Origin of the sequence: Nocardioides sp. URHA0020, assembly GCF_000620705.1 — a bacterium.
Lineage (GTDB): Bacteria > Actinomycetota > Actinomycetes > Propionibacteriales > Nocardioidaceae > Nocardioides.
The window spans coordinates 207,105-232,705 of sequence record NZ_JIAR01000033.1; the positions used below are offsets into that span (position 1 = coordinate 207,105).

Here is a 25,601-nt window from a genome sequence, read left to right on the forward strand (position 1 = left end):
GCGGCTAGACCGCTCGGGCAGCCGCCCGGCCCGCCGTACGGCCGGAGAAGAGGCAGCCACCGAGGAAGGTCCCCTCGAGCGCGTTGTAGCCCATCATCCCGCCACCGCCGAAGCCGTTGACCTCGCCCGCGGCGTACAACCCGGGCAGCGGCGTCCCGTCGGAGGTCAGGCAGCGACCGTCGAGGTCGGTCTCCAGACCGCCGAGGGTCTTGCGGGTCAGGATGTTGAGGCGCACGGCGATGAGCGGACCGGCCTTGGGGTCCAGGATCTTGTGCGGCGAGGCGACCCGGATGAGCTTGTCACCGCGGTAGGTGCGGGCGCCGCGGATCGCGGTGACCTGCGCGTCCTTGGTGAAGGTGTTGTCGATCTCGCGGTCGCGCGACTCGATCAGCTCGCGCAGCTCGGCCTCGACGATCAGTGCCCGGTCGCCGACCTGGTTCATGCCGCGGACCAGGTCCGTGAGGTTGTCGGCCACGACGAAGTCGTCGCCGTGCTCCTTGAAGGCCTCGATCGGACCCGGCGCGCCCTTCTTCACCCGCGACAGCAGCAGCTTGATGTCCTTGCCGGTGAGGTCGGGGTTCTGCTCGGAGCCCGACAGCGCGAACTCCTTCTCGATGATCTTCTGCGTCAGCACGAACCACGAGTAGTCGTAGCCCGTCGTCCGCAGGTGGGTGAGCGTGCCGAGGGTGTCGAACCCCGGGAAGTACGGCGCGGGGAGCCGCTTGCCGGTCGCGTCGATCCACAGCGACGACGGGCCGGGCAGGATCCGGATGCCGTGGTTGTCCCAGATCGGGTCCCAGTTGCGGATGCCCTCGACGTAGTGCCACATCCGGTCGGGATTGATCACGCGCGCGCCGGCCGCCTCGGTGATGGCGAGCATGCGGCCGTCGACGTGGGCGGGCACGCCCGCGACCATCGTCTTCGGTGGGGTGCCGAGCCGCTTGGGCCAGGTCTTGCGCACCAGGTCGTGATTGCCGCCGATGCCGCCGCTGGTGACGATCACGGCCTGGGCGCGCAGCTCGAACTGCCCGACGCCGACCCGGCTGCTGGCCTTGCCGCGCTCGATCGCGCTGGGCTCGAGCAGGGTGCCGCGTACGCCGACCACCGAGCCGTCCTCGATCAGCAGGTCGTCCACCTGGTGCCGGAAGCCGAAGCGCAGCCGCCCGGTCGCGGCGTGCTCGCGCACCCGCCGCTCGAAGGGGTCCACCACACCGGGGCCGGTGCCCCAGGTGATGTGGAAGCGCGGGACCGAGTTGCCGTGACCGTCGGCGCGACCGTCGCCGCGCTCGGCCCAGCCCACGATCGGGAAGGTCCGGTGCCCCATCTGGCGCAGCCAGGCGCGCTTCTCGCCGGCCGCGAAGTCGACGTACGCCTCGGCCCACCGGCGGGGCCAGCGGTCCTCCTCGCGGTCGAACTGCGCGCTGCCGAGCCAGTCCTGCATCGCGAGGTCGCGCGAGTCCTTGATGCCCATCCGGCGCTGCTCGGGGCTGTCCACGAAGAACAGCCCGCCGAGGCTCCAGAAGGCCTGTCCACCGAGCGACTGCTCGGGCTCCTGGTCCAGCAGCAGGACCCGCTTGCCGGCGTCCGCCACCTCGGCCGCGGCGGCCAGGCCGGCCAGGCCGCCGCCCACCACGATGACATCACTGGTCTCCGCACTCGTGCTCACGAGCGCGATCCTTCCATGCCCCGGCGCCCGTCTGTGATGCAGGTTACCCAGCGGTCACTTCCTCCGGTCAGCGGAAAGCCCGCGAGCGTCACCGAGACCCCGGTGGTCGAGCAGCGAGCGTCGTCGAGACCCCCACACCCTCGCAAGCCTCCGGTGGTCGAGCAGCGAGCGCAGCGAGCGTCGTCGAGACCCCCGCACCCAAGGTCGCGCCTCGGCTGCGGGGGTTTCGAGACGGGCCTAGCGGCCCTCCTCAACCACCGGTGGGCCGCCGCCCCGGTGGTCGAGCAGCGAGCGCCAGCGAGCGTCGTCGAGACCCCCGCACCCAAGGTCGCGCCTCGGCTGCGGGGGTTTCGAGACGGGCCTGGCGGCCCTCCTCAACCACCGGAGCTTCCGGTGGTTGAGGTGCGAAGGCCGCCAGGCCTGAGCCTCGAAACCACCCCACACCCGACCTCCCGCGTCGGCTGTAGGGGTTTCGAGACGGGCCTAGCGGCCCTCCTCAACCACCGGGGGTTCCGGTGGTCGAGCAGCGAGCGCCAGCGAGCGTCGTCGAGACCCCCGCATCCGACGTACTGCCTGGGCTGCGGGGGTGTCGAGACGGGCCTGGCGGCCCTCCTCAACCACCGGGGGTTCCGGTGGTTGAGGTGCGAACGCCGCCAGGCCTGAGCCTCGAAACCACCCCGCACCCGACCTCCCGCGCCGGCTGCAGGGGTTTCGAGACGGGCCTAGCGGCCCTCCTCAACCAACGGAGGTCCCGGTGGTCGAGCAGCGAGCGCCAGCGAGCGTCGTCGAGACCCCCGCATCCGACCTCCCACGTGGGCTGCGGGGGTTTCGAGACGGGCCTGGCGGCCCTCCTCAACCACCGGTGGCCTCCGGTGGTCGAGCAGCGAGCGCCAGCGAGCGTCGTCGAGACCCCCGCATCCCGACGTCGTGCCTCGGCCTGCGGGGGTTTCGAGACGGGCCTAGCGGCCCTCCTCAACCACCGAAGGGCCGCGACGTCCTCAACCACCGGTGGGCCGCGTTCTTCTCAACCACCGGAGCGCCCGGCGACACCCTCGGCGCCACAAGAGCGCAGGTTCGCCTCCGTGCGGCCGATGGGTCGGGGTGACGCACGTGGTGCACGGCGTCGTGGGACCGCGCGGAAGGGGGAGCGCCAGTGGACCGGAGCCGACGCTCGCTCGTCGTGCGCGCCCTGTGGGTGACCGAGTTGGTCGTGATCGCGATCCATCTCGGCGGGCCGTCGGGCACGTCCGCCGACGCGACGTACCTCCTGGGCAACCTGCTCCCGGCCGTGCTGGCCTGGCTCGGCACGCGCTGGGCGCCGACCCGGCGCCGACGGCTCGTGCCCGCGCTGCTCGCCACCAGCGTCACGCTGGCCGCGGTCGGAGACGTCCTGCTCGTCGCGCACTCCCGGGCCACCGGTGAGTCGGACCGGTCGGTGGCGGACGTGCCGTACCTCCTCGGCTACCTGTACCTGGTCGGCGCGCTGGTCGTGGTGACCGTGGGACGGCGGGGCGACCGCCGGGTGGCGCCGTACGCCCTGCTCGACGTGGTCACCGTCGTGGTCGTCAGCGTGCTGGTGGTGTGGACGGGCACCGTCGACCAGCTGTCGGGCGAGGACTCCTCCCAGCAGTTCGGGCGACTGATGTGGGTGGCCTTCCCCGTGCTCGACGCCGTGCTGTGCGGTCTCGCCCTGAGAGCCCTCGTGCACCGCCGGACCCGCCGGGCCGTCGGTCGGCCCCTCGCCATCGGCATCTGGTGCTGGCTGGCCGCCGACCTCGCCTACTACGCGCTCGCGATGGAGGGCACCTTCTCGGCCGTCCCCGAGGCCGGCTGGATGCTCGGCGGGATGGTGCTCGCCACGGCCACGCTGCGGCCCCCGGTCCCGCCGGTGGCCGCGACACCGCTCGACCTCGAGCACGCCCGGACGGGCGGCCGACTGCTCAGCGCGAGCATCCCGCTGCTCGTGCCGACCGTGCTGTGGTCCCTCGGTGCCGACCTGGGGCTCGTCATCAACCCGTGGACGATGCTGCTCGGCACCGTGACCCTGGTCGCCCTCACCTTCGTGCGCACCGGCCACCTGCTCCGCTCGGAGAGCGAGGCCCGCACCGAGCTCGCCGCCGCCCGGGACGCCGCCCTGGAGGGATCGCGCGCGAAGTCGGACTTCCTCGCGACGATGAGCCACGAGATCCGGACGCCGATGAACGGCGTGATCGGTCTGACCGGGCTGCTCCTGGGCTCGGAACTCCAGGAGCGTCAGCGCACGTACGCCGAGGGCGTCCGGACGGCGGGCGACGCGCTGCTCGCGATCATCAACGACGTGCTCGACTTCTCCAAGGTCGAGGCCGGGCACCTCGAGCTGGAGAGCATCGACTTCGAGCCGGCGCGGGTGGTCGCCGAGGTCGCGGGGCTCGTGGCCGACCCGGCCGGCGAGAAGGGCATCGAGCTGCTCACGTCCTGCTCGCCCGCGCTTCCCGCTCGCCTGCTCGGTGACCCGTCGCGGCTGCGGCAGGTGCTGCTCAACCTGGCGGGCAACGCCGTGAAGTTCACCGAGAGCGGCCAGGTGGTGATCCGCGCCGAACCGGTCGGGACCACGACCCACTGGGACCAGTCGGGTCGGCGTACCGTCGCGGCGGACACCTGGACGGTGCGGTTCGAGGTCTCGGACACCGGGATCGGGATCGACGCCGCCGACCGGAGCCGACTCTTCGACCCCTTCTCGCAGGCGGACTCCTCGACCACCCGTCGGTACGGCGGCAGCGGCCTGGGGCTCGCGATCTGCCACCAGCTCGTCGACGCCATGGGCGGCACCCTCGGCGTGGAGAGCGAGCCCGGGAACGGGAGCAGGTTCTGGTTCACGGTGCCGCTCGGCGCCGCCGCCGACCGGCCCGCGATCACCGCCTCCGTGGCCGGGGTCCGTCGACCGCAGGCGGTGGTCGTCCCGACTCCACCGCCGCGCCGGGGCCGGATCCTGGTCGTCGAGGACGGCGACATCAACCAGATCGTCGCCGAGGGCATCATCCGGGCGTGCGGGTACGACGTCGACCTGGCCGACGACGGCGCCGCAGGTCTGGCGGCGATGGCCGCCCAGGACTACGACCTGGTCTTCATGGACGTGCAGATGCCCGTCATGGACGGGTTCTCCGCGACCCGTGAGATCCGGCGGCGCGAGGCCGACGGCAGCCGCACGCCGGTGATCGCGATGACGGCGAGCGCTGTCGACGGCGACCGGGAGCGGTGCCTGGCCGCCGGCATGGACGACTACGTGTCCAAGCCGATCACCCGGGCGGCCGTGACCGCGGTCCTGGAGCGATGGGTGGCAGGTGCCCGTGTCCGGACCTGATCGTCGGTCAGCAGAGCGCGGCTCGTTGCGACGCGACGATCGCGTCCATGGCCGGACGGGCACTGACGCAGAAGTAGGGGAAGCTCAGGAACCCGTGCGGCATCACGTGGAAGTCCTCGACCGCGACCTCGTTGCCGGCGTCGACCAGCGCCTGCGCGTAGCGCACCCCCGAGTCGTGCAACGGGTCGAGGCCGGCGACCACGACGACCGCGGGCGGCAGGCCCGACAGGTCCGGAGCGAGGACCGGCGAGAGCCGGAAGTCGCCGGCGTCGTCGTGCTCGCTGACGTAGAAGTCGCGGAAGATCTCCATGTCCTCGTTCGACAGCACGATGCCGCGATCGGTGTTGTCGACGTACGACGGGTCGTCCTGCAGCGCCTCGGTCATGTCGGTGACGGGGTAGATGAGCGCCTGGTGCCCGATCACCGGGCCGGACTCGTCGCGGGCCGCGATCGCGATGACCGCGGCCAGGTTGCCGCCCGCACTGTCGCCCATGACGCCGATCCGGGAGGGATCGCCACCGAGGTCGGGGGCGTGGGCGGCGACCCACTCGAGGGCGTCGTAGCAGTCGAGCAGTCCGGCCGGGTAGCGGTGCGTCGGGGCCAGCCGGTAGTCGACGGAGACGACGACCGCGTCCAGCTCCTTGGCCACGATGCTGCAGCTCCAGTCGCACTGGCGGGCGCTGCCGAGGACGAAGCCGCCTCCGTGGAAGTTCAGGACCACCGGCCGCGGCGTACGCCTCCAGGCCTGCGGGGTGTAGATGCGCAGCGGCAGCTCCCCGTGCCGGGCGGCGAAGGACGTCGTGCGGACGTCGACGCCCTTCTGCAGCCTGCCCAGGAAGAGCGATGCCATGCCCCCGTCCGGGATGACCGCGCTCTGGGCCTTCTCCAGCTGCTCGTGAGTCATCCTGGCGACCGACATGGCCGGGTTGGACTTCATCAGCCGGTCCAGGGCGCGCACACCGGGCCGCAGCTTCGTCGTCATGCCGCTGATTCTAGGAGCCAGGACCCGCGCTCGCGGCTACGCTTCGCGCTGAAGGGAGGGACGGATGACGAGTCCTCGTAGGACAGCTGTCCTGACCCTCTGGTGCCTCGCCGCGGCGCTGATCGTCCTGCACCTGGTGTGGCCGACCGGCCCCGTCGGGGACGCGACGTACCTGCTCGCGGTGTGGATCGCGCCGGTGCTGGCGTGGCTCGGCACCGCCACGGCACCGCGCGGCCGACGTGCCGTCCCCGCCCTGATCGCGGCCGGCCTCACCAGCTCGGCGCTGGGCGACCTCATCTGGCTGGCGTACTCCTGGAGCGGTCGGCAGCCCGACGTCTCCCTGGCCGACGTCCCCTACTTCCTGAGCTATCTCGGTCTGGGCGGCGCGGTCCTGCTCGTCACCACCGTGCGACGCGGGCGGACCACGAGCATCGACCCGGACGCGCTGATCGACGCGCTCACCGTCGTCGTGCTGAGCCTGCTGCTCTTCTGGACCTTCACCATCCACGACATCGTCGCCGACGAGTCGATGTCGGCGTTGACGCGGATCGTGCTCGCGATGTATCCCGTCTTCGACGCGGTGCTGCTGGCGCTCGTGCTGCGGGCGCTGACCGTGCGACGCGCCCGGGAGGCCCTCGGGCTCGGCTTCGCGGCCGGTGTGTCCTGCTGGCTGGTGTCCGACCTGGGCTACCTGGTCCTGAGCGTCCAGCACACCGTGTCGGCCCTGCTGGACGTGGGCTGGATGCTGGGTGCGGTCCTGATGGCGTCCTCGACGCTGCGACCGCAGGCACCGCCGGAGGCGGAGACTGCGGCCGAGCTCCAGGAGCGCCCGGCGCTCGGCAAGCTGTCCATCGCCATCGGCCCGCTGCTGGTCCCGCCGCTGCTGCTCTTCGTCGACGCCGTCCAGGGCAAGGACCACGACCCGTCCGGCGTGCTGGTCGGCATGCTCGCCCTCATCCTGATCGCGTTCGTCCGCACGGCGCGGCTGCTGCGGTCGGAGAGCGACGCCCGTGCCGAGCTCGCCAGCGCGCGGGACGCCGCACTGGAGGGCTCGCGGGCGAAGTCGGAGTTCCTGGCGACGATGAGCCACGAGATCCGGACCCCCATGAACGGCGTGATCGGTCTGACCGGCCTGCTGCTGAGGACGCCGCTGGACGACCAGCAACGGCGGTACGCCGAGGGCGTGCAGACCGCCGGCGACGCGCTGCTCACGATCCTCAACGACATCCTCGACTTCTCGAAGATCGACGCCGGCCACCTCGAGCTCGAGTCCATCGACTTCGACCCGGTCGGCGTCATCGAGGACGTGGCGGAGATCCTCGCCGACCCGGCCCAGCAGAAGGGGCTGGAGCTGCTGGCCTACTCCTCCCCCGAGCTCCCGGTCGGCCTCCGCGGCGACCCGTCCCGGCTCCGGCAGGTGCTGCTCAACCTGACCAGCAACGCGGTCAAGTTCACCGAGCGCGGCGAGGTCATCGTCCACGCCCACCTGGACCATCTCACCGAGGACGGCGCCGCCGTCCGGTTCGAGGTCTCCGACACCGGCATCGGCATCGATCCCGCGGACTCCGAGCGGCTCTTCGAGCCCTTCTCGCAGGCCGACTCCTCGACGACGCGCCGCTTCGGCGGGACCGGGCTCGGGCTCGCGATCTCTCGTCGCCTCGTCACGGCGATGGGGGGCACGCTCGAGGTGACCAGCGAGCCCGGCCGTGGCAGCACGTTCTCCTTCACGGTCCCCTTCGCCCTGGCGACCAAGTCCGCGGCCACGCGCGCCACCGACCGCGACGGACTCACCGCCCTGCGGGTCCTCGTCGTCGACGACAACCGCACCAACCAGGTGATCCTGCACGACCAGCTCACGGCGTGGGGCCTGACCGTGGACCTGGCCGACGGCGCCGCGGAGGCGCTGGAGGCACTGGCCCGGGCAGCAGCCGACGGTACGCCGTACCGCCTGGCCGTCCTCGACCTCTGCATGCCCGGCCTCGACGGCCTCGACCTGGCCCGGAGCATCACCGCCACGCCCCAGCACGCCGGCGTCGCCCTGGTGCTGCTGACCTCGGGACGCGACGTCGGGCAGGCCGAGGCGGCCGAGGCCGGCTTCGTCGCCCGGATGACGAAGCCCGTGCAGCTCTCGCGCCTGCGCTCCACCCTCGCCGAGGCCGTCGCCTCGACCTCCCCGTCGGCACCCGTCGCCGCAGCCCCGCCGCCCGCGGCCCTGTCGCGCGGCCGCGTGCTCGTGGTCGAGGACGGCGAGATCAACCAGCTCGTCGCCACCGGGATCCTGGAGAGCCTCGGCTACCAGGTGGACGTCGCCGACGACGGCGCGGCCGGGCTGGCGGCGATGGACGCCACGGCGTACGACGCCGTGCTGATGGACGTGCAGATGCCGGGCATGGACGGTCTCGAGGCGACGGTCCGGATCCGCCGCCGCGAGGGCGACCAGCGGCACACTCCCGTGATCGCGATGACCGCGAGTGCCGTCGAGGGCGACCGTGAGCGGTGCCTGGCCGCCGGGATGGACGACTACCTGTCGAAGCCGATCTCTCCGGCGGCGGTCGCCGCCACCCTCCAGCGCTGGGTGCCGGCGCCCTGACCGGACGCTAGGCTCGACGGCGGGGACCCAGCGTCCAAGGGAGGGCATCATGACCACACCGGAGAACCTGCTCGAGGAGCTCGAGCCCGTCGTCGCGGAGAACCTCGACCGGCACCTCGCGATCGCCCAGGAGTGGCACCCCCACGACTACATCCCGTGGAGCCAGGGACGCGACTTCGCGTTCCTCGGCGGCGAGGACTACTCCGCCGAGCAGTCGCAGCTCTCGGAGACGGCCAAGGCCGCGATGTTCACCAACCTGCTCACCGAGGACAACCTGCCGTCGTACCACCGCGAGATCGCGACCCGCTTCGGTCGTGACGGGGCGTGGGGCACGTGGGTCGGCCGGTGGACGGCGGAGGAGGGTCGGCACGGCGTCGCGCTGCGCGACTACCTCGTCGTGACCCGCGGGGTCGACCCGGTCGAGCTCGAGCGGGCCCGGATGGACTACATGACCTCGGGCTACGACTCCGGCGACAAGACGGCGCTCGAAGCGGTGACGTACGTGTCGTTCCAGGAGCTCGCGACCCGGGTCTCGCACCGCAACACCGGCAAGGTGACCGGCGACCCGATCGCCGACAAGCTGCTCGCCCGGATCTCCAAGGACGAGAACCTGCACATGGTCTTCTACCGCAACATCGTGGCGGCGGCGCTGGAGATCGCGCCCGACGCCACGATGCGCGCGATCGCCGACGAGGTGATCGGCTTCGAGATGCCGGGCGCCACGATGGCCGGCTTCCGACGCAACTCCATGATCATCGCGAAGGCCGGGATCTACGACCTGCGCCTGCACCACGACGACGTGATCATGCCGGTGCTGCGGCACTGGAACGTGCTGGACCGGACCGACTTCGGCCCGGAGGGCGAGCAGGCCCGCGTCGAGCTGGCCGCGTTCCTGGAGGCGCTCGACGCCCAGGCGACCAAGTTCGTCGACCGGCGCGCCGAGAACCGGGCGCGGGTCGCCGCGCGCGACGACGGGGTCAGCCCCGACATCGCGTCCTGAGCGTCAGGGCCGGATCGGACCCCCGCCGGCCGGTACGGCGTCGAGCACCTCGACCGCGTCACCGACCCGCACCGTCACCCCGGCCGTGTCCGGCACCAGGTTGATCCCGAACCACGTCTTGCCGTCCCAGCGGCGCACCCGCGCGAGGGACGCGATCGGTTCCTTGCCGCGGACCGCGGTCTCCGGGTCGATCGTGGTCAGCACGCAGCGGGCGCAGCCCTTGACCGCGCGGAAGGTGGCCTCACCGATCCGGATGCGGCGCCAGTCGTCCTCGGCCCACGCCGGCGCACCCGCGACCACGACGTTGGGCCGGAAGCGGGTCATCGGCAGCGGCTCCGCGGGGTCCGTCGCGCGCTCGAGCACGACGTCGTTGAGCGCGGCCAGCGACTCCTCGGTCGCCAGCAGCAGCGGGTAGCCGTCGGCGAAGGACACCCGGTCGTCCGGCTCGCTGAAGTCCGGACTGGTGGGGCGCCGGGTCGGGTCGTCGAGGTGCACGAGGCGCGCCGTACGCCCCATCGCCTTGCTGAACCACGCGTCGGCCTCCGCGCCGGCGGCGGCTGCCGTCAGATGCGACTCCCAGAGCTCGACCGGCGTCTGGGCGGCCGGGTCCGGGACGGGCACGACGAGCTCCGGGAGGTCGGGCGCGTTGACCACCAGGCCGTACGGCGTGATCGCCGGGTCGACCAGGACCAGCCGGTTGACCTCGCGCGCCGTGATCACCGCCCCGCTCGCGTCGACCAGCATCCAGCGCCGGTCGCCGGAGAGCCCCCACGGCTCGACCAGCAGCTCCGGCACGGACTCACCCCGGCAGGACTTGACGGGGTAGCGGTGGATCGAGGTGAGGCTGAGGGACACGTGGTCAGAATAGGTGTCATGAGCCCGATCACCGGAGTCGTCTTCCGCCCCCAGTCGCCGCCGGAGGAGCTCCGGTCGGTCGTGGAGCACGCCGAGGCGGCCGGCGTCGCGGAGCTCTGGCTGTGGGAGGACTGCTTCCTCGAGGGTGGGCTGACGACCGCCGCCCTCGCGCTCGCCTGGTCGACCCACCTGCGGGTCGGGATCGGCCTGCTGCCGGTGCCGCTGCGCAACCCGGCGCTGGTGGCCATGGAGGTCGCGACCCTGGCGCGGCTCTTCCCCGGCCGCCTCACGGTCGTGCTCGGGCACGGCGTCCAGGACTGGATGGCGCAGGTCGGGGCGGCTGTCGAGTCACCGGTCACGCTGCTGCGCGAGCACACCGTGGCCGTCCGCTCGCTGCTCGCCGGCGACACGGTCACGACGACCGGTCGCTACGTCCGTCTCGACGGCGTGGCCCTGGACTGGCCGCCCACGGTCGTGCCGAGGCTCCTGGTCGGTGCCCGCGGCCCGCGGTCGGTCGCCCTGGCCGGCGAGGTCTCCGACGGCGTGCTGCTGGACTCGGTCGTGGACCCCGACGTCGTACGGCGCGCGCGGGAGCTGGTCGGTCCGGACCGGCAGGTCTGCGTCTACACCGAGGTCACCGACACCGCCCGGGTGTCGGACTGGGTGGCCGAGCTCGGTGCGGCCGGGGCCGACACGGTGGTCCTCCAGGCCGGCGCGGACTCCCCCGATCCGAGGCCCCTGATCGACGCCCTGCGCTCGGACCGGACTGTCGGTGGGTCGGCCTAGGGTTGGTCCATGGCTGACAAGAAGAAGGCACTGGTCGTCGTCGACCTCCAGCGCGGCGTGCTCGCCGACGACGGGACCTGGGACCCCGACGGGGTCGTCTCCCGGGTCGCCGGCCTGGTCGACCAGGCTCGCGGGGCCGACGTCCCGGTGGTGTGGGTCCAGCACAACAGCGACGAACTGGTGGCCGGCACCCCGGTCTGGGAGCTCGCGGACGGACTCGAGCCCGCGGGCGGGGAGACCGTCGTGCAGAAGCGCTACGGCGACTCCTTCGAGGACACCGAGCTCGGCGAGGTCCTCACCGGCCTCGGCGCCGAGCACCTCGTCGTCGCCGGGGCGCAGACCGACGCCTGCATCCGCTCGACGATCCACGGCGCCCTCGTCCGGGGGTACGACGTCACGCTGGTCTCCGACTGCCACACGACGGGCGAGGTCCCGGCGGAGTACACCGGCGGGGAGCTGATCTCGGCGCTCACCAAGATCAACTTCACCAACATGTACGCCGGCTGGGACATGAGCTACCCGGGTCGGTCGGGCAGCACGCAGACCTCGGCCGAGATCGCCTTCTGATCGAGCACCCGACTTGATCGCTGCCGACTGGGTACCGCTCGACCATGAAGATCTTCCGACTCGCAGCAACCATCGGCATCGCCAAGAAGGTGTACGACGAGGCCCGCAAGCCCGAGAACCAGCGCCGGATCAAGCAGGGCGTCGACAGCGTGCGCGCCCGGCGCGCGAAGAGTGCCGCCCGCCGGGGCTAAGACCGGGCGCCGCCCTGCCGATCAGTAGGGCATGACTGCTTCCGTCGACACCGAGACCTGGGTCGCCGGCTGGCTCGACGACTTCCGTCTGTGCCTGCACGGCGCCCACGGAGCCGCTTGGCGTGCCCGCGCCGAGCAGGAGCTCCGGATGACCAACAGCGCCCTGGCCAGCGACCGCCAGCGGGCGGCCTCCTGGCGGCGTACCCGCGAAGAGGTCACCGGCGACTCCGCCGCCTGAGTCCACCCCCGCCCGACGGCCCGGAGGGTGTCGTCGCCCGCCGCGGACGTGTGTCCGCGGCCGTCCGGGGGTACCCCGCGCTGCCGCCGTACCGCGCGGCAGGACCAGCCCGGAGCCCTCAGGTGAGCACCTCCCACGTCTTCGTCGTGCACGGCCGGATGGAGTCGGTCGTCCACGACGCCGCCGTGGTGCCGACCGACGACTCCTTCGCGGTCGAGGCGCACTGGAGCGCGGTCACCGGCTGCTCCGACCACGGCCGCCTGCGGCCATCCGGCTGGCCCGGTGCCGGGTACGGGCGCGCTCGCGACGGGCGAGCGGTGTGGTTCATCAGCGTCGGCCCCGGGCTGTCGACCGAGCAGCTGATGACGCGGGCCCGCGCCGTGGTCGAGGACGTCGTCGCCCAGGGTCTGCGCGCCGGGAACGACCGCACCTCACCGGTGCTGGCGCTGCCGGTGCTGGGACTCGAGGGCGGCGGCCACGGCCGTGACCGTGGAGGCGTCGTCCACGAGCTGCTGCGCACCCTGCACGAGATCACGCGCTCGGCGGACCTCGACATCGCCGTCGTGACACCGGAGCGCTCCGTGCACGCGGCCGCGCAGCACGTCCGCGGTCAGCTGCACGTCGACGTGCCGTACCTGGAGGAGGCGCGCCGCCTGGGCGAGCTCGCCCGCCGCGGTGAGCTGGCCCTCTTCCTCGGCGCGGGCGTGAGCAGGTCGGCGGGCATGCCGACGTGGCGCGAGCTGCTGCGTCAGCTGGGGCGCCGGACGGGCCAGCTCGGCGAGCACGAGACGCACACGCTCACGCCGCTCGACCAGGCGCAGCTGCTCGAGCACCGGGTCCCCGAGCTGGGCAAGCACGTCGCCGAGATCTGCTCCCAGCACGACCGCCCCTCGCTCGCCCACGCGCTGCTCGCCGGCCTCGGCTGCCGCGAGGTCGTGACCACGAACTTCGACGGGCTCTACGAGACCGCTGCGCTCGCCGACGGCCAGCCCGCCGTCGCCGTCCTGCCGTGGGAGTCACCGGTGGGTGCGCCGGCCTGGGTGCTGAAGATGCACGGCGACGTGCGGCACCCCCGGAGCATCGTCCTGACCCGGCGTGACGTCGTCCGCTTCGACGCCCACGCCCGTCCGGCCGGCGCCCTGCTGCAGACGCTGCTGCTCACCCGCCACGTGCTGGTCGTCGGCGCCTCGATGACGGACGACAACGTCGTCCGCCTGGTGCAGGAGGCCCAGGTCTACCGCGAGCTGCACGGCGTGGACGGCTCCCTGGGCACCCTGCTCGACGTGGACGGCGACGCCGCCCGCGGGGAGCTCTGGGAGGACACGCTGCACTGGCTCACGCTGCCCGGCGAGGGGGTCGCGGAGCGGATCCGGGCCCTGGAGATCTTCCTCGACGCGATCGGCCGGTACGCCGCGGACGACGCCTCGTGGCTGCTCGACCCGCGGTTCGACGGGCTGCTGGACGAGGAGAGCCGTCGCACCGCCCGGGAGGTGTACCGGCTCCGGGCGCGGCTCCCGTCCGGCGACGCCTCCTGGCAGGCCCTGGCCAGACGGCTCGACGAGCTCGGGGCCGGGGCCCCGCCCCCCGAGTGCGAGGAGCCGCAGGGATGACCGCGGCGCCGCGGGGAACCGAGCAGACATGGTGGGCACCGCGGAGGTCATCGGCCAGGAGGTCGACGCATGGGGCGTGCAGCACGTGTGGCTGGATGCCGACGACGAGCCACACCGCGCGGCGGCGGCCACCGTGGACCGCCTGCACGAGATCATCGGCAGCCCGCCCGAGGACCTGGAGCAGCGGGCCCCGATCGTGACGCGGCGAGGGCGCAGCCTCTCCGTCGGGCGGGTCCGCGTCACCTGCGAGGACGGCACCGAGCACGAGCTCGACGGACGGATCCCGGACGACTTCCCCCTCGGCTACCACCGGCTGCAGGAGGACTCCGGCGCGGACCGTCGGCTGATCGTCTCGCCGGGTCGCTGCTGGCTCCCCGACCGGCCGTCGTGGGGCTGGGCCGTGCAGCTGTACGGCGCCCTGTCCGGAGCCAGCTGGGGCATCGGCGACCTCGGCGACCTGCGCACCCTGCGCTCCTGGACCGAGCAGGAGGGGGGTGGCTTCCTGCTGGTCAACCCGCTGCACGCGGTGGCGCCGAGTGCTCCGCTGGAGCCCAGCCCCTACCTGCCGGCCACCCGCCGCTTCCGCAACCCGCTCTACCTGCGGGTCCCGGACGTGCCCGGCCATCGTGCCGACGACGTCGACGCCCAGCAGGTCCACGACCTCAACGAGCGGTCGCGCATCGAGCGCGACGCGGTCTGGGAGGTCAAGCTTGCCGCACTGCGCGCCGCCTTCGAGCGCCGTACGGCCTGCCACGACGACGACTTCATCTCCTGGCGCGCGGCCCAGGGCCAGGCGCTGGAGGAGTTCGCGACCTGGTGCGCGCTGGCGGAGCACCACGGGCCTGACTGGCACCGGTGGCCGGCCGAGCTCCGGCGTCCCGGCTCGGCGGCGATCGACGCGTTCCGCCGGGAGCACGAGCAGGAGGTCGGCTTCCACGCGTGGCTCCAGTGGCAGGTCGACGTGCAGCTCCGGGAGGCCACCGGAGACCTGACGGTGATCCAGGACCTGCCGATCGGCGTCTCGGGGGGCGGCGCCGACGCATGGGCGTGGCAGGACGTGCTCGCGCAGGGCGTGACCGTCGGCGCCCCACCCGACGCCCTCAACTCGCTCGGCCAGGACTGGGGGTCCCCGCCGCTCGTGCCGTGGCGCCTGCAGGAGGCGGAGTACGAGCCCTTCATCGAGTCGGTGCGCCGGACCATCGCGGGCGCGGGCGGCCTGCGCATCGATCACGTGATGGGGCTCTTCCGGCTGTGGTGGATCCCCGAGGACGAGGACGCGACGGCGGGTGCCTACGTGCGCTACCCGAGCGACGACCTGCTCGACATCGTGGCCCTGGAGTCGCACCGAGCGCACGCCGTCGTGGTGGGAGAGGACCTCGGCACCGTGGAGCCGGGGGTCCCGCAGGCGCTGGCCGAGCGGAGCATCCTCTCCTACAAGGTGCTGTGGTTCGAGGACGACGACCCGGCCGAGTGGCCGGCTGCCGCGCTCGGCACCGTTACGACCCACGACCTCCCCACCGTGGCGGGGCTGTGGACCGGCTCCGACGCGATCGACCAGCTGGCGGCGACCGACATGGCACCCGACGACGTCCACGACGGACGTCGCGAGCTGCTGTCGCGGCTGCGCCGGGACGGTCTGACGTCGGACGCCTCACCGGCCGCGGCCGTCGAGGCGGCGTACCGCCAACTGGCGCGGGCCCCCTCGATGCTGCTCTCGCTGTCCCTGGAGGACGCCGTGCTGGAGGAGCGTCGTCCCAACGTCCCGGGCAGCCTCGAGCGGGACAACTGGAGCATCCCGCTCCCGGTGCGCGTCGACGCCCTCGGTGAGTCTCCCGAGGTCGGCCGGCTGGTCCGGCTGATGGCGGAGCGCCGCTCGCACGCACCCGACGACGCCCCCGACGACGCGTCGGCCGAGCCCGGGTCGGTCAGGACGTCCGGTACGCCGTGAGCGCCTGCCCCATCACGCCCGGGGCGAGCCGGACGGTCGAGGTGCCCGGCTCGATGACCGCCAGCCGGTCCTGGACCTGCTGCATGTGGGCCTGCAGGTCCCGGACACCGTCGGACCACAGGCTCGCGCCCTCGTCGGTGAGCTCGAAGGTCCAGCCCTCGTAGATCCGCACCAGACCGGCGCCCGTCAACTTGCCGAGGGCCGGCTCCACCTCGTCCTCGAGCAGCACGGCGTGGTTGATCCAGTCCCCTGCCCCGATCATCTCGAGCAGGGAGCACGGCCGGCCGTAGACCGCGATCGCCGCGAACACCCACGCGTCGGCGAACTCCCAGGAAACACTCACGTCGTACACCTCTAAGCGGAACGAAAACGGCGGGTTTGGCTGTCGGCGGTCATCGTGGGGAACGGTCCAGAAAGAGCCTCTGCCCTGGGGCAAACGCCGCCAGCCGAGTCGTTGACAGTCGTCGGCGTGCGGGCTCCGCGGGCCTTCTTGCGGAGTGCTTGCGGACCGGCAAGCGTCACGAGGTCACATCCCGAGCCACAGCAGCGAGGAGTGCCTCGCCGATCTGGTGGCCGCGTCATAGGCGATGGCGTACCTCCCAGCGACGCTGGTGAGCAACGGCATCTGTGCGAGCCGATCTTCGGCCTGACTCATGAAGGAGGCGGCGCGCGATGCGTCAACCGGCGCAGCGTCGACCCGACGCGCCTCGACCAGCGCGGGGACGGTCGCCTGCGGGACCGCGGTCAGCGCAGAGATGGCCACGAGGACTCCCCCATGACGCGAACGATCGGACTGGAGCACACCGCGTCCAGGAAGCCTGGAGTCTGCCATGAACTCCGCACGCGTGAGGATCCGCCGCAGGGGGCGATCAGCGGACTGACCGGATTGCCGCGGATGAGGCGGGTGCGGCGTACCTGGCGTTCGGTCACGATGCCTGCCGACGTGAGCCGAGCTACTTCGCGGTGCGCGGTCGGGTGAGCCAGGTCGGCGCGCTCGGCGAGAGCGGCGAGACTGAGCTCATCGTCGGCCAGGGTCAGGTGACTTCTGCATTGGTGGGAGCGTCTGCGGCGGTCCAGCTGGCGAGCAGGCGAAGTGCGTCGCTGGTGGGGGATCCGGGCTCGGCGGAGAATGCGATGAGCTGCAGACCGCGTTCCGCACTGATGTCGAGCGCCTCGAACGAGAGGTCAAGATCGCCGACCACGGGATGTGTGACGTCCTTGGTGCCAGTGCGGTGCTCGCGTACATCGTGTGACGCCCAGAGAGTGCGGAACGGTTCGCTGCGGGTGGCGAGCTCGCCGACGAGGTCGGTGAGGCTGCGGTCGCGGGGCGTTCGCCCGGCCTCGCTGCGAAGGAGCGCGACGATCTGCTGGGCTGAGTCGTCCCAGTGGCGGTAGAACCGGTGCGCACGGGGGTCGAGGAAGAGGTAGCGCGCGAAGTTCGCGGGCGTGCGGTGGTCCTCGAGCATCTCCGCGAACAGCGCACGACCGAGCGCGTTGATCCCGATGACGTCGAGGCGTCCGTTCTGCACGACCGCCGGCACGCCATGCATGGCGTCGAGCAGCTGCTGCATCCCAGGGCGCAGGGTCTGGGTGCGGCTGCGCGGCTTGCGTCGGCTGGGTGCTCTGCCGTCGTTCGCGGCGCGCACAAGGTCGTGCAGGTGATTGAGCTCGGCGTCGTCGAGCTGAAGAGCCCTGGCGATACCATCGAGCACGGCGTCGGAGACCCCGGTGGCGTTGCCGCGCTCGAGGCGGATGTAGTACTCGACGCTCATGCCGGCGACGAGTGCGACCTCCTCGCGGCGCAACCCGGCGACGCGTCGCCGGCCGCCGAAGTCAGGCAGGCCGACGTCGGCGGGAGTGAGCCTGGCGCGTCTGCTGGTCAGGAACTCACGGATGTCGTTCCGGATGTCCATGGACTCGACAGTAGGCCAGAGATCGATCCGCTGGGAGGTACCGCCAGTGACCCTATGAGCCGGGACTCCCTCAGCCCCTGCGGGCGACGTTGACTGGGTGCATTCGTCCACGACCGCTCGCCCCGTCGGGCGAGCGGATGAGAAGGGAAGCATCCTCCATGACTGACACCAAGGTCTGGTTCATCACCGGCGCGAGCCGCGGCATGGGCATCGACATCGCACAGGCCGCGCTCGCCGCGGGCCACTTCGTCGTAGCGACCGGCCGCGACCCGCAACGTGTCATCGACGCCGTCGGCGCCCACGACAACCTGCTGGCCCTCGCCCTCGACGTGACCGACCCCGCCGCGGCCGAGTCAGCGGCAGCTGCGGCCGTCGAGCGGTTCGGGCGCATCGACGTGCTCGTCAACAACGCCGGCAACTTCTACGCCGGGTTCTTCGAGACCCTCAGCGCCGACCAGGTGCGCGCCCAGATGGAGACCAACTTCTTCGGCCCCCTGAACGTCACCCGGGTGATCCTGCCCCTCCTGCGCCGCCAGCGGTCGGGCCAGATCATCACCGTCACCTCGACCGCCGGCTTCGTCGGTGGCGGCTTCACCTCGGCCTACGCCGCGTCGAAGCATGCCCTGGAGGGATGGATGGAGTCACTCGCCCCAGAGGTCGCACCGTTCGGCGTCGAGACCATGTCGGTCGAGCCCGGCTTCTTCCGCACCGAGCTGCTCGTCGAGGGCTCCTCCACCCTGTGGCCCGAGGTCGACATCGACGACTACGCCGACCAGACGAAGCAGACGATCGAAGCGTGGCGCCAGATGCACGGCACCCAGGCGGGCGACCCCGCCAAGCTCGGCGCAGCCCTGGTCACGCTGTCGGACAGCGGCGCACTTCCGGGCCGATTCATCGCCGGAGCAGACGCGATGGGCGGCATCGAGGAGAAGCAGGCCACCGTGCAGCAGCAGATCGACGCCCACCGCGAGCTCTCCGCCTCGCTGTCGTACGACGCCTGATCGTCGAGCCCACCCCAGCGTCGAACTCTCCTGATCGGACACCCATGACCTCTCGACTGACCTCTCCACCGGCCTCTCCACTGGGCATCATCGGAGCCGGCGCGATCGGTGCGACGATCGCGCGACTCGCCGTCGCCGCCGGACTCGACATCGTCATCGGCAACTCCCGCGGCCCCGAGACCCTCGCCGAGCTCGTCAACGAGCTCGGCCCGCGCGCCCGCGCCGCTACCTCGCACGAGGTTGCACGCGAGGCTGGCATCGTCATCGCCGCGATCCCGCTCATCGCCTACACCGACCTGCCGGCGAGCGAGCTGGCGGGCAAGGTCGTGCTCGACACGACCAACTACTACCCCCAGCGCGACGGGCGGATCCGGGCCCTCGACGACCAGGAGTCCACCGCGAGTGAGCTCGTGCAGGGGCACCTCGCCGATTCCTTCGTCGTGAAGGCGTTCAACAACATCACCTTCGCGAGCCTGGGCAACGGCTGCCGCCCCACCGGTTCATCGGAGCGCAGCACCCTGCCGATCGCCGGCGACGATGCAGACGCCAAGCAGCACGCCAGCGCCCTGCTCGACACGCTTGGCTACGACGCACTCGACATCGGCCCGCTCAGCCAGGGGTGGCGCAGCGAGCCGGGCACACCCGCCTACTGCGACCCGTACATGCCGGCGTGGCCGGCCGGGTCCCTCTCGACCGACGAGCTCGTCGCATGGCTGCTGTCGGCCCCGGTGATCCCGGTGTCGGTTGAGCAGGCACGGACGCTCATCGCTTCGGCCGTGCGCGGGCCTGCCGGCGGGTACTTCCCCGAGACCTCCTGACCGAGACGCCGACCCCATACGCACCACGAGAGGAAGCCATGCAGAGCACCTCACTCACCGGCGCCGTCGCGATCGTCACGGGAGCCAGCAGCGGCATCGGCGAGGCCACGGCCCGCCGACTCGCCGAGCACGGCGCGACCGTCGCCGTCCTCGCCCGTCGCAAGGACCGGCTCGACCAGCTCGTCACCTCCATCGAAGCCGCGGGCGGCACCGCGCTCGCCGTGGAAGCCGACATCACCGACCGGGCTCAGGCGCAGGCAGCCGTGCAGACCGTCGTCGCCACGCTCGGACGCCTCGACATCCTCGTCAACAACGCCGGCCTCATGCTCCTCGGCAACATCGTCGGCGCAGACCTCGACGAATGGGACCGGATGATCGCCGTCAACCAACAGGGCCTGCTGTACACGACCCACGCGGCGCTGCCGCACCTGCTCGCTGCCGCGAATGACGACCTGCGCGGCGTGGCCGACATCGTCAACATCTCCTCCATCGCGGGCCGCCAGGCATCGGCCAACTTCGGCGTCTACAACATGACGAAGTTCGGTGTGAACGGGTTCACCGAGGCACTGCGCCAGGAGGTCACCAAGCAGCAGGTCCGCGTCGGCGTCCTCGAACCCGGCGCCGTCATGACCGAGCTCGTGTCGCACAACAACCAGCAGGTCCGCGACGGCCTCGACGCCACCGACGACATCCCCGTGCGCCTGCAGCCCGAGGACATCGCCGACAGCATCGCCTACATGGTCACCCGCCCGGCCCATTCCTCGATCAGCGAGCTCTGGGCCATGCCCACCTCACAGGCCTGAGCCCACCACCACAGGAGCACACATGCACACCGCACACCTCGGAGACCTCGACGTCTCCCGCATCGGCCTCGGCGCCATGACCATGGCCGGCACCTACACCTCCGAGGGCGCGCTCGACCACGACGAGTCGATCCGCACCATCCACCGCGCCCTCGACCTCGGCGTCACCCACATCGACACCGCCGAGATCTACGGACCCTTCCTCAGCGAGGAGCTCGTCGGACGCGCCGTCGCCGGCCGACGCGACGAGGTCGTCATCGCCACGAAGTTCGGCCTCGTCTCGCACCGCCCGGCAGCCGACCCCGCTCCCGGCCAGATCGACAGCCGTCCCGAGAGCATCCGAGCCGCCGTCGAGGGATCGCTGCGCCGACTCGGCACCGACCGCATCGACCTCTACTACCAGCACCGCGTCGACCCGGCCGTGCCCATCGAGGACACCGCCGGAGCTGTCGCTGAGCTCGTCGCCGAAGGCAAGGTGCTGCACCTCGGACTCTGCGAGGCCTCACCCGACACCATCAGACGCGCCCACGCCGTGCACCCAGTGACCGCGCTGCAGACCGAGTACTCGCTCTGGACCCGCGACGTCGAGGCCGAGATCCTGCCCGTGCTCCGCGAGCTCGGCATCGGCTTCGTGCCCTACTCGCCGCTCGGCCACGGCCTCCTCACCGGCCAGATCCGGTCGGTTGACGACTTCGCAGACGACGACTGGCGCAAGACCAACCCCCGTTTCACCGGTGCGAACTTCGCCCGCAACCTCGCGCTCGTTGATGAGGTCACCGCGATCGGCGCCGAGATCGGCGCAACTCCGGCGCAGACGGCGCTCGCGTGGATCCTCACCCGCGGCGCCGACATCGCACCCATCCCCGGCACGCGCCGCGTCGCCCGTGTGGAGGAGAACACGGCCGCTGACGCGATCGAGCTCACCGCCGATCAGGTCGCGCGCCTCGAAGCGCTCGAGCCGGCGGCCGGGGCGCGGCACGACGACGCCAACATGGCGTCGATCGACCAGTAACTACCCCAGGTGCCCGAGTCCAGGCCTGGGAGATGTCGTCGACGTTGAGACGTCACACGTGTCCTCGGTACTACTGGAGAGGTGAGTGTCGCCGCAGCCCTTGAGGACGACAACGGAACAGTCTGGAGGTCGGAGAATCGACCGGATCTGCCGCAGATAGCGTGCGCTGCGGCCATCCGGTCATGCCGCGTAGCGTGCGCTCGGAGACGCACGCTCATGCCGCGTAGTGCCCGTTGTGCTTGGCCGATTCACACCGCGAGTCGGCCAGAGCCCGTATCTTCTGCTCGTGCGTACCGCCTGCTCCCATCTACCGCTAGGCCCGTGGAACTGATGACGGTCGGCGTCCAACACGCGCGGCGGACGCGGATCTCACTGGCAACGCTTGTACTGATAACCCTCAGCGGTGCTTCCGCGCTTGCCATCGGCATGGCAGCCCGGGACCGGAACGGCACGGCGTTCGCAGACTCGGGACCGCAAGCGGCAGGCGTTCTGGGGCTCCGGGACGTCAAGATCGGTGACGAAGTCCTGTTCGCGCTGCCGGCATTCGACAACAACACCGACAAGTCACTCACCGTCCAGTCGGTACACGTCAACAGAGTTCCCGCCGGGTTCAAGATCCTGGGCTATCGAACTCTCTCCTACGCAGAGACCGACGGCATGATGCTGAGCTGGGACAGCCGCACCTCCGGCAACCCTGCAGCCATCACCATGAGCGAGAGGTGGACGGGTGAGCTCACGGTGCCCCCGCACTCGGCCGGGAAGCGGTACGCACTCGTGCACGCCCGCATAACCAAGGCGCCCCTCGGATCCCTAACAGGAGTCGAGATCGACTACACGCAAAGCGACAAGACCTACCGCCAACACATGAGCGGCGAGTGGCAGGTCGAGATGATGGGCACGCCACGCGGATCTGGTGGGTAGTTCACGAAACCTACTAATGCGCACGCGCCAGAACATCCGCTCCTGCCGCGTTCCGCTCGCTCCTGCCGATGAGCGGTCGATGCCCTCTGGGCGCGAGCGAAGGGACCTCAGCATGGCCCCGGCGGTGTCATACTCCGCGCGTGGACCTGCCCGAACTTGCGGCCGCCCTCGACCACGAGGCCACCGCCCTCATACGCACTGACCGGAGCAATGACGCAGGGTGGGCGGCCATTCTCCAAGCCATCAACACCCCGGTAGACACTATCGACAACGGCGACCCCGACGACTTCGTCGTCCCGAACTTCACCGCGCTCGACCACCCCTCGTTCGAGGGCGTGAACGGTGAGCGCCTGGCGGCGGCCATCGAAGCCGCTGGCAACGCCCCATTGGGCTATGTGCTGCTCGCCGACTCGCAGTCGATGGCGGAGGTAGACACAGGTGCCGACCTCACTCTCGTGTACGTCGACCTCACCTGTCCCGACCCCGAAGACGCCGACCTCTTCGACACGTTCATGGGTCGAAGTTTCCGGTGCTCGATTCCTGAGATCGCCTTGATCGACGTGAACTTCTCGATCTCCAACATGGAGTTTTCCGACTTCGCTAACTACGCAAACGAGCACGGCGGGGTGTTCCGCGGTTTCGCTGCCGGTGACTGACGGCGACGCGCTGAGACGCCGTCCCCAGGCATTCCACAGAAACCCGCTCACATGCCGCGATCAGTTCGGTCGTGCCGATCACCGGCAGCGTTCAGCGTCCGCCTAGAAGTCGAGGTCGAACGCGTCTCGGGCCTCTTGCGCGGTTGACCTCCGCAGAATCGCCGCGACGGCCTCCAGGTCCCTGTTCGCTTGTCGCCGAGTTCGGGCCTCGCGAACACCCAAGACGCTCTGGCTCCCGGTTCTGCCCACAAGCACCCGGTAGCGAGGATCGGGTCTGCTGATACCAAGACCGATGCCGCCGAGCAGCCATTCCACGACGATCGATACACCGCCGACGATCGCTCCGACGAGCCTCTCCCCGAGACCTCCGCCGTCCACCTTGCCGATGACAGCCCAGAAGCCCGATGGAAACTCGCGCGTCTCGTCATCGAGGCTCGACCACGATCGCCGATGCTTCGAACCCATTCAGCGATTCTGGCATTCGGCGAGGCGCGAGACGGCGAAACCTCCGCGCAAGCACGAGTCTCTGGACGCGGAGCGTGCTGTGCTCGGAGACGCACTCTCATGCCGCGAACCGGTCCGCCGTGCCTCGGGCGTCCATAGGCTTCGAACATGAGCGAGAAGCAGAAGGCTGCATCGGTCTTGCTTGTTCTAGCGGCTTTGGCCTTCGGGCTTGGCATCTGGTGGATCTCCGACGGAAGCCTCGGCCTCGGCATCTGTTGGTTGGTGATCGCGCTCGGCACGCTCGCCTCTTGGTACGTGCGGCGTCGGCCAGGAAATGCTCCGTGGGTCGGCGCGGTCGGTGCGCTGGGCGGACGTTCGCTCACGCCTACATCGCAGGTAACGTCCGCATCTGCCGCGAAGCGTGCGCTCGGAGACGCACGCTCATGCCGCGATCCGCACTCTCATGCCGATGAGCGTGCGGTGTGGCCGGTGGGGCGGATTAAGATCGGCTGACCCTAAACATCGGGCCTGACTACGCCTTCTCGTTAGACGCCTGGCTCTTGATGTACGCGGCAAGTGCGTCCACAGCCTCCGCCTCCGCCAACATCTTGCACGCTCTCGTCGTCTCAGCCAAGGCATCCTCGTCCACCAAGACGTAGCCAAATCCCTTTGCGATCCCGGACTCGATCCATTCGAACGTGGAGTCCTCTTCTGAGAGTTCCGCTGATAGAAGAGCGCCAGCCACGATTCTTAGTGAGACTGCGTCGCCTCGTCGAACGAGCGACTCCACGGTCGAGTCCGTGACTCCCGTGTCCTGCGGATCGAGCACCAGACGACGGAGCGCTTCCGCAGCCTGCTCCAACTCGACGAACTGAGCTAGCGCGATGCCCGCGTCTGCCCGGTCTCGCCACTCCGGGCTCAGAGACAAACCTACGAGGGCCTCGACCGCTGCAAGCCTGCTGAGTGGGTCCACGTGAGGCAGTATGTCGAAACGCTTGAATCGCTCACCTGCCGACACCGCGGCCGAGGCAGAGGCGAAAGAGCGACTCATCCGCTCATGCCGCGAGTGGGGCCGCGCACTCCTGCCGATGAGCGGTCGGGTCATGGAGAGACTGGAGGCATCGGCCAAACGCGTCTCTGACGGCGCTCCCGCCACGTGGTCAGACTCGCTCCATTCAGGGGCTTTGCGACAGTGCTCGCCAACTCCACGAAGCGTTCCTGCGGCAGTTGCACGGCTTCGTCTTTGACCGAGAGACCTTGGAAGGTGACCAGGCTTCGGCCCCGGTCAACGGTCACATCCACGTCGTTGAACTCCAGCGTCTCGACCAGAGGCTCGCCGTACGCCAGCACAGTTAGCACCTCCGCGCAGATGTCGGCCAGATCCTGGTCGCTGAACACGAAGGCTCGGATCGCAGGCAGGTCAACGTCCACGCCCGAATCCTATGAGCACGAACGCACGCTCATGCCGCGTAGCGTGCGCTCGGAGACGCACGCTCATGCCGCAGGTAGCGAGCGACGCTGCGGATGAGCGGATGAGCGGGTGTCAGGCAGGCTGGTCGACCGCGGTGCGTGTCGACAGAAGGTGTCTGCTCATGCCCATTGCCAGACCGACTGCCAGTCCGCCAACGATGCCCAAACCGACTGCGAGCAGTCCATCGGTCGTTCCATCAATCGACGTGGCATTCAGGACCGCGAAGACGATGGAGAGAAGACCCACGGCGAATTCAGTGATGATGATCGCCCGCGTCGGCGTCTGAGTGAATCGGCTCTGGGTCATGCGCGGGAGCGTAGCGAGCCCGGCGGAGCAGCGTCCGCTCTTGCCGCTGTCGGAACTCGCACATGCCGAGATTCGGATGGGATTCATGAGAGCTCGGCGGGAAGATCGGTCAATGATCGATCGGTCCTCAAACCACCCCGGCCCTCCCACGAGTGTCGCTACTTCGGTGACCGGTCTCGTCGCGCGAGTCCTCTTCTTCGGCGGTCTTGTCGTTCTTTGCCTGTTCATGAGGTCGACCGAAACCGAAGGCGGCAACCGAACCTTCCTGCTCGTGCTGGCCGCTCTGGCAGGAGCGCTCGGTCTCTACATGATCGTCCAGTCGGCGCTTGGCCTTTTGTGGCTACGTGGCCGCAAGCGCGCGCAGTCGGCCTGAGGCGCGCCATCCGGACATGCCGCGTAGCGTGCGCTCGGAGACGCACGCTCATGCCGCGTAGCGTGCGCTCGGAGACGCACGCTCATGCCGCGTAGCGTGCGCTCGGAGAC

Annotated in this window: 28 protein-coding genes; 17 read left to right on the forward strand and 11 right to left on the reverse strand. The window is 70.6% G+C overall.

The genetic code is table 11. From position 1 onward, the window contains the following. Positions 1-4 precede the first annotated feature (4 nt). Positions 5-1,666: an FAD-binding dehydrogenase gene (locus N542_RS0103405; RefSeq protein ID WP_036506186.1), complete on the reverse strand. Its 1,662-nt coding sequence runs from the start codon at positions 1,664-1,666 to the stop codon at positions 5-7. A gap of 1,153 nt (positions 1,667-2,819) precedes the next feature. Here N542_RS0103405 and N542_RS26340 point away from each other — a divergent pair. Next, on the forward strand, positions 2,820-5,006 hold the full coding sequence (locus N542_RS26340) for a hybrid sensor histidine kinase/response regulator (RefSeq protein ID WP_051551343.1): 2,187 nt from the start codon (positions 2,820-2,822) through the stop codon (positions 5,004-5,006). 7 nt (positions 5,007-5,013) lie between these two features. Here N542_RS26340 and N542_RS23180 read toward each other — a convergent pair whose 3' ends face one another. Continuing rightward, positions 5,014-5,988 carry an alpha/beta hydrolase gene (locus N542_RS23180; RefSeq protein WP_036506188.1) on the reverse strand — a complete coding sequence of 325 codons (975 nt, stop codon included), beginning with the start codon at positions 5,986-5,988 and terminating at the stop codon, positions 5,014-5,016. Positions 5,989-6,052: 64 nt separating this feature from the next. Here N542_RS23180 and N542_RS26345 point away from each other — a divergent pair, with 64 nt between their 5' ends. Further along, on the forward strand, positions 6,053-8,578 hold the full coding sequence (locus N542_RS26345; protein WP_081794996.1) for a hybrid sensor histidine kinase/response regulator: 2,526 nt from the start codon (positions 6,053-6,055) through the stop codon (positions 8,576-8,578). 49 nt (positions 8,579-8,627) lie between these two features. Then, the gene (locus tag N542_RS0103425) at positions 8,628-9,578 is read left to right on the forward strand and encodes an acyl-ACP desaturase (RefSeq protein WP_028642736.1); all 951 of its coding nucleotides are present in this window, start codon (positions 8,628-8,630) and stop codon (positions 9,576-9,578) included. A 3-nt stretch (positions 9,579-9,581) separates the two neighbouring features. Here the strand turns inward: N542_RS0103425 and N542_RS0103430 are convergent, their stop codons facing one another. Beyond that, positions 9,582-10,433 (reverse strand): MOSC domain-containing protein, encoded by an 852-nt coding sequence (locus N542_RS0103430; RefSeq protein ID WP_028642737.1) that lies wholly within the window; start codon positions 10,431-10,433, stop codon positions 9,582-9,584. An 18-nt stretch (positions 10,434-10,451) separates the two neighbouring features. On the opposite strand from N542_RS0103430, the gene N542_RS0103435 reads away from it, so the two are divergent. From N542_RS0103435 to malQ, 6 genes are all read left to right on the forward strand, one after another. Then, positions 10,452-11,219 carry an LLM class flavin-dependent oxidoreductase gene (locus tag N542_RS0103435; RefSeq protein WP_028642738.1) on the forward strand — a complete coding sequence of 256 codons (768 nt, stop codon included), beginning with the start codon at positions 10,452-10,454 and terminating at the stop codon, positions 11,217-11,219. A gap of 9 nt (positions 11,220-11,228) precedes the next feature. Further along, positions 11,229-11,786, forward strand: coding sequence for an isochorismatase family protein (locus N542_RS0103440; RefSeq protein ID WP_028642739.1), 558 nt, complete (start codon positions 11,229-11,231; stop codon positions 11,784-11,786). A gap of 44 nt (positions 11,787-11,830) precedes the next feature. Continuing rightward, on the forward strand, positions 11,831-11,977 hold the full coding sequence (locus N542_RS27350; protein ID WP_155992836.1) for a hypothetical protein: 147 nt from the start codon (positions 11,831-11,833) through the stop codon (positions 11,975-11,977). A gap of 31 nt (positions 11,978-12,008) precedes the next feature. Continuing rightward, positions 12,009-12,215: a hypothetical protein gene (locus tag N542_RS0103450; protein WP_028642740.1), complete on the forward strand. Its 207-nt coding sequence runs from the start codon at positions 12,009-12,011 to the stop codon at positions 12,213-12,215. A gap of 122 nt (positions 12,216-12,337) precedes the next feature. Next, positions 12,338-13,825: an SIR2 family protein gene (locus N542_RS23190; RefSeq protein WP_051551345.1), complete on the forward strand. Its 1,488-nt coding sequence runs from the start codon at positions 12,338-12,340 to the stop codon at positions 13,823-13,825. A 28-nt stretch (positions 13,826-13,853) separates the two neighbouring features. Continuing rightward, positions 13,854-15,773 carry a 4-alpha-glucanotransferase gene (gene malQ, locus N542_RS23195; protein ID WP_081794997.1) on the forward strand — a complete coding sequence of 640 codons (1,920 nt, stop codon included), beginning with the start codon at positions 13,854-13,856 and terminating at the stop codon, positions 15,771-15,773. On the opposite strand, the gene N542_RS0103465 is transcribed toward malQ, so the two are convergent. The 4 genes from N542_RS0103465 to N542_RS0103475 all read right to left on the reverse strand — a co-directional run bounded on the left by N542_RS0103465 (position 15,751) and on the right by N542_RS0103475 (position 17,686). After that, positions 15,751-16,116, reverse strand: coding sequence for a hypothetical protein (locus N542_RS0103465; protein WP_155992837.1), 366 nt, complete (start codon positions 16,114-16,116; stop codon positions 15,751-15,753). The two genes, malQ and N542_RS0103465, sit on opposite strands and share 23 nt — an antisense overlap. Positions 16,117-16,299: 183 nt before the next feature. Next, a complete protein-coding gene (locus N542_RS0103470) occupies positions 16,300-16,536 on the reverse strand; it encodes a hypothetical protein (RefSeq protein WP_028642742.1) in 237 nt (78 codons plus the stop codon). Further along, entirely contained in the window at positions 16,518-16,904 is a 387-nt protein-coding gene (locus N542_RS28410; RefSeq protein ID WP_197025843.1) for a helix-turn-helix domain-containing protein, read from the reverse strand. Before N542_RS28410 ends, N542_RS0103470 begins: the two co-directional genes overlap by 19 nt. Further along, positions 16,808-17,686, reverse strand: a complete 879-nt coding sequence (locus N542_RS0103475; RefSeq protein ID WP_028642743.1) for a helix-turn-helix domain-containing protein — start codon at positions 17,684-17,686, stop codon at positions 16,808-16,810. The genes N542_RS28410 and N542_RS0103475 overlap by 97 nt, the downstream gene beginning before the upstream one ends. 158 nt (positions 17,687-17,844) lie before the next feature. On the opposite strand from N542_RS0103475, the gene N542_RS0103480 reads away from it, so the two are divergent. The 6 genes from N542_RS0103480 to N542_RS0103505 all read left to right on the forward strand — a co-directional run bounded on the left by N542_RS0103480 (position 17,845) and on the right by N542_RS0103505 (position 22,897). Then, positions 17,845-18,687, forward strand: a complete 843-nt coding sequence (locus tag N542_RS0103480; RefSeq protein ID WP_028642744.1) for an SDR family oxidoreductase — start codon at positions 17,845-17,847, stop codon at positions 18,685-18,687. Between the two features lie 44 nt (positions 18,688-18,731). Continuing rightward, positions 18,732-19,505, forward strand: coding sequence for an NADPH-dependent F420 reductase (locus tag N542_RS0103485; RefSeq protein WP_051551346.1), 774 nt, complete (start codon positions 18,732-18,734; stop codon positions 19,503-19,505). Between the two features lie 38 nt (positions 19,506-19,543). Next, positions 19,544-20,308, forward strand: coding sequence for an SDR family NAD(P)-dependent oxidoreductase (locus N542_RS0103490; protein WP_028642746.1), 765 nt, complete (start codon positions 19,544-19,546; stop codon positions 20,306-20,308). Positions 20,309-20,330: 22 nt separating this feature from the next. Continuing rightward, a complete protein-coding gene (locus N542_RS0103495; RefSeq protein ID WP_028642747.1) occupies positions 20,331-21,320 on the forward strand; it encodes an aldo/keto reductase in 990 nt (329 codons plus the stop codon). Between the two features lie 321 nt (positions 21,321-21,641). After that, positions 21,642-22,241: a hypothetical protein gene (locus tag N542_RS0103500; RefSeq protein ID WP_028642748.1), complete on the forward strand. Its 600-nt coding sequence runs from the start codon at positions 21,642-21,644 to the stop codon at positions 22,239-22,241. A gap of 140 nt (positions 22,242-22,381) precedes the next feature. After that, positions 22,382-22,897, forward strand: coding sequence for a DUF6924 domain-containing protein (locus tag N542_RS0103505; protein ID WP_028642749.1), 516 nt, complete (start codon positions 22,382-22,384; stop codon positions 22,895-22,897). A gap of 102 nt (positions 22,898-22,999) precedes the next feature. Here the strand turns inward: N542_RS0103505 and N542_RS0103510 are convergent, their stop codons facing one another. Continuing rightward, positions 23,000-23,362 carry a hypothetical protein gene (locus N542_RS0103510; protein WP_028642750.1) on the reverse strand — a complete coding sequence of 121 codons (363 nt, stop codon included), beginning with the start codon at positions 23,360-23,362 and terminating at the stop codon, positions 23,000-23,002. Between the two features lie 147 nt (positions 23,363-23,509). Between N542_RS0103510 and N542_RS27360 the strand changes: the two genes are divergently transcribed. Next, positions 23,510-23,854: a hypothetical protein gene (locus N542_RS27360; RefSeq protein ID WP_155992838.1), complete on the forward strand. Its 345-nt coding sequence runs from the start codon at positions 23,510-23,512 to the stop codon at positions 23,852-23,854. 19 nt (positions 23,855-23,873) lie between these two features. Here the strand turns inward: N542_RS27360 and N542_RS26350 are convergent, their stop codons facing one another. The 3 genes from N542_RS26350 to N542_RS0103525 all read right to left on the reverse strand — a co-directional run bounded on the left by N542_RS26350 (position 23,874) and on the right by N542_RS0103525 (position 25,118). Beyond that, positions 23,874-24,314 (reverse strand): hypothetical protein, encoded by a 441-nt coding sequence (locus N542_RS26350; protein ID WP_155992839.1) that lies wholly within the window; start codon positions 24,312-24,314, stop codon positions 23,874-23,876. A gap of 128 nt (positions 24,315-24,442) precedes the next feature. Next, positions 24,443-24,772: a hypothetical protein gene (locus N542_RS0103520; protein WP_028642751.1), complete on the reverse strand. Its 330-nt coding sequence runs from the start codon at positions 24,770-24,772 to the stop codon at positions 24,443-24,445. A 112-nt stretch (positions 24,773-24,884) separates the two neighbouring features. Next, positions 24,885-25,118 (reverse strand): hypothetical protein, encoded by a 234-nt coding sequence (locus tag N542_RS0103525; RefSeq protein ID WP_028642752.1) that lies wholly within the window; start codon positions 25,116-25,118, stop codon positions 24,885-24,887. Between the two features lie 166 nt (positions 25,119-25,284). Between N542_RS0103525 and N542_RS0103530 the strand changes: the two genes are divergently transcribed. Beyond that, positions 25,285-25,491, forward strand: coding sequence for a hypothetical protein (locus N542_RS0103530; protein ID WP_028642753.1), 207 nt, complete (start codon positions 25,285-25,287; stop codon positions 25,489-25,491). Positions 25,492-25,601 lie beyond the last annotated feature (110 nt).

Excerpts from the sequence above, each read along its gene's own strand:
- N542_RS0103425 (WP_028642736.1), top strand. The coding sequence starts at position 8,628 with ATGACCACACCGGAGAACCTGCTCGAGGAGCTCGAGCCCGTCGTCGCG.
- N542_RS27360 (WP_155992838.1), top strand. The coding sequence starts at position 23,510 with ATGAGCGAGAAGCAGAAGGCTGCATCGGTCTTGCTTGTTCTAGCGGCT.
- N542_RS0103435 (WP_028642738.1), top strand. The coding sequence starts at position 10,452 with ATGAGCCCGATCACCGGAGTCGTCTTCCGCCCCCAGTCGCCGCCGGAG.
- N542_RS0103495 (WP_028642747.1), top strand. The coding sequence starts at position 20,331 with ATGCACACCGCACACCTCGGAGACCTCGACGTCTCCCGCATCGGCCTC.
- N542_RS0103510 (WP_028642750.1), bottom strand. The coding sequence starts at position 23,362 with ATGGGTTCGAAGCATCGGCGATCGTGGTCGAGCCTCGATGACGAGACG.
- N542_RS0103525 (WP_028642752.1), bottom strand. The coding sequence starts at position 25,118 with ATGACCCAGAGCCGATTCACTCAGACGCCGACGCGGGCGATCATCATC.
- N542_RS0103450 (WP_028642740.1), top strand. The coding sequence starts at position 12,009 with ATGACTGCTTCCGTCGACACCGAGACCTGGGTCGCCGGCTGGCTCGAC.
- N542_RS0103490 (WP_028642746.1), top strand. The coding sequence starts at position 19,544 with ATGCAGAGCACCTCACTCACCGGCGCCGTCGCGATCGTCACGGGAGCC.
- N542_RS26345 (WP_081794996.1), top strand. The coding sequence starts at position 6,053 with ATGACGAGTCCTCGTAGGACAGCTGTCCTGACCCTCTGGTGCCTCGCC.
- N542_RS23180 (WP_036506188.1), bottom strand. The coding sequence starts at position 5,988 with ATGACGACGAAGCTGCGGCCCGGTGTGCGCGCCCTGGACCGGCTGATG.
- N542_RS27350 (WP_155992836.1), top strand. The coding sequence starts at position 11,831 with ATGAAGATCTTCCGACTCGCAGCAACCATCGGCATCGCCAAGAAGGTG.
- N542_RS0103480 (WP_028642744.1), top strand. The coding sequence starts at position 17,845 with ATGACTGACACCAAGGTCTGGTTCATCACCGGCGCGAGCCGCGGCATG.
- N542_RS0103485 (WP_051551346.1), top strand. The coding sequence starts at position 18,732 with ATGACCTCTCGACTGACCTCTCCACCGGCCTCTCCACTGGGCATCATC.
- N542_RS0103475 (WP_028642743.1), bottom strand. The coding sequence starts at position 17,686 with ATGGACATCCGGAACGACATCCGTGAGTTCCTGACCAGCAGACGCGCC.
- N542_RS0103440 (WP_028642739.1), top strand. The coding sequence starts at position 11,229 with ATGGCTGACAAGAAGAAGGCACTGGTCGTCGTCGACCTCCAGCGCGGC.
- malQ (WP_081794997.1), top strand. The coding sequence starts at position 13,854 with ATGGTGGGCACCGCGGAGGTCATCGGCCAGGAGGTCGACGCATGGGGC.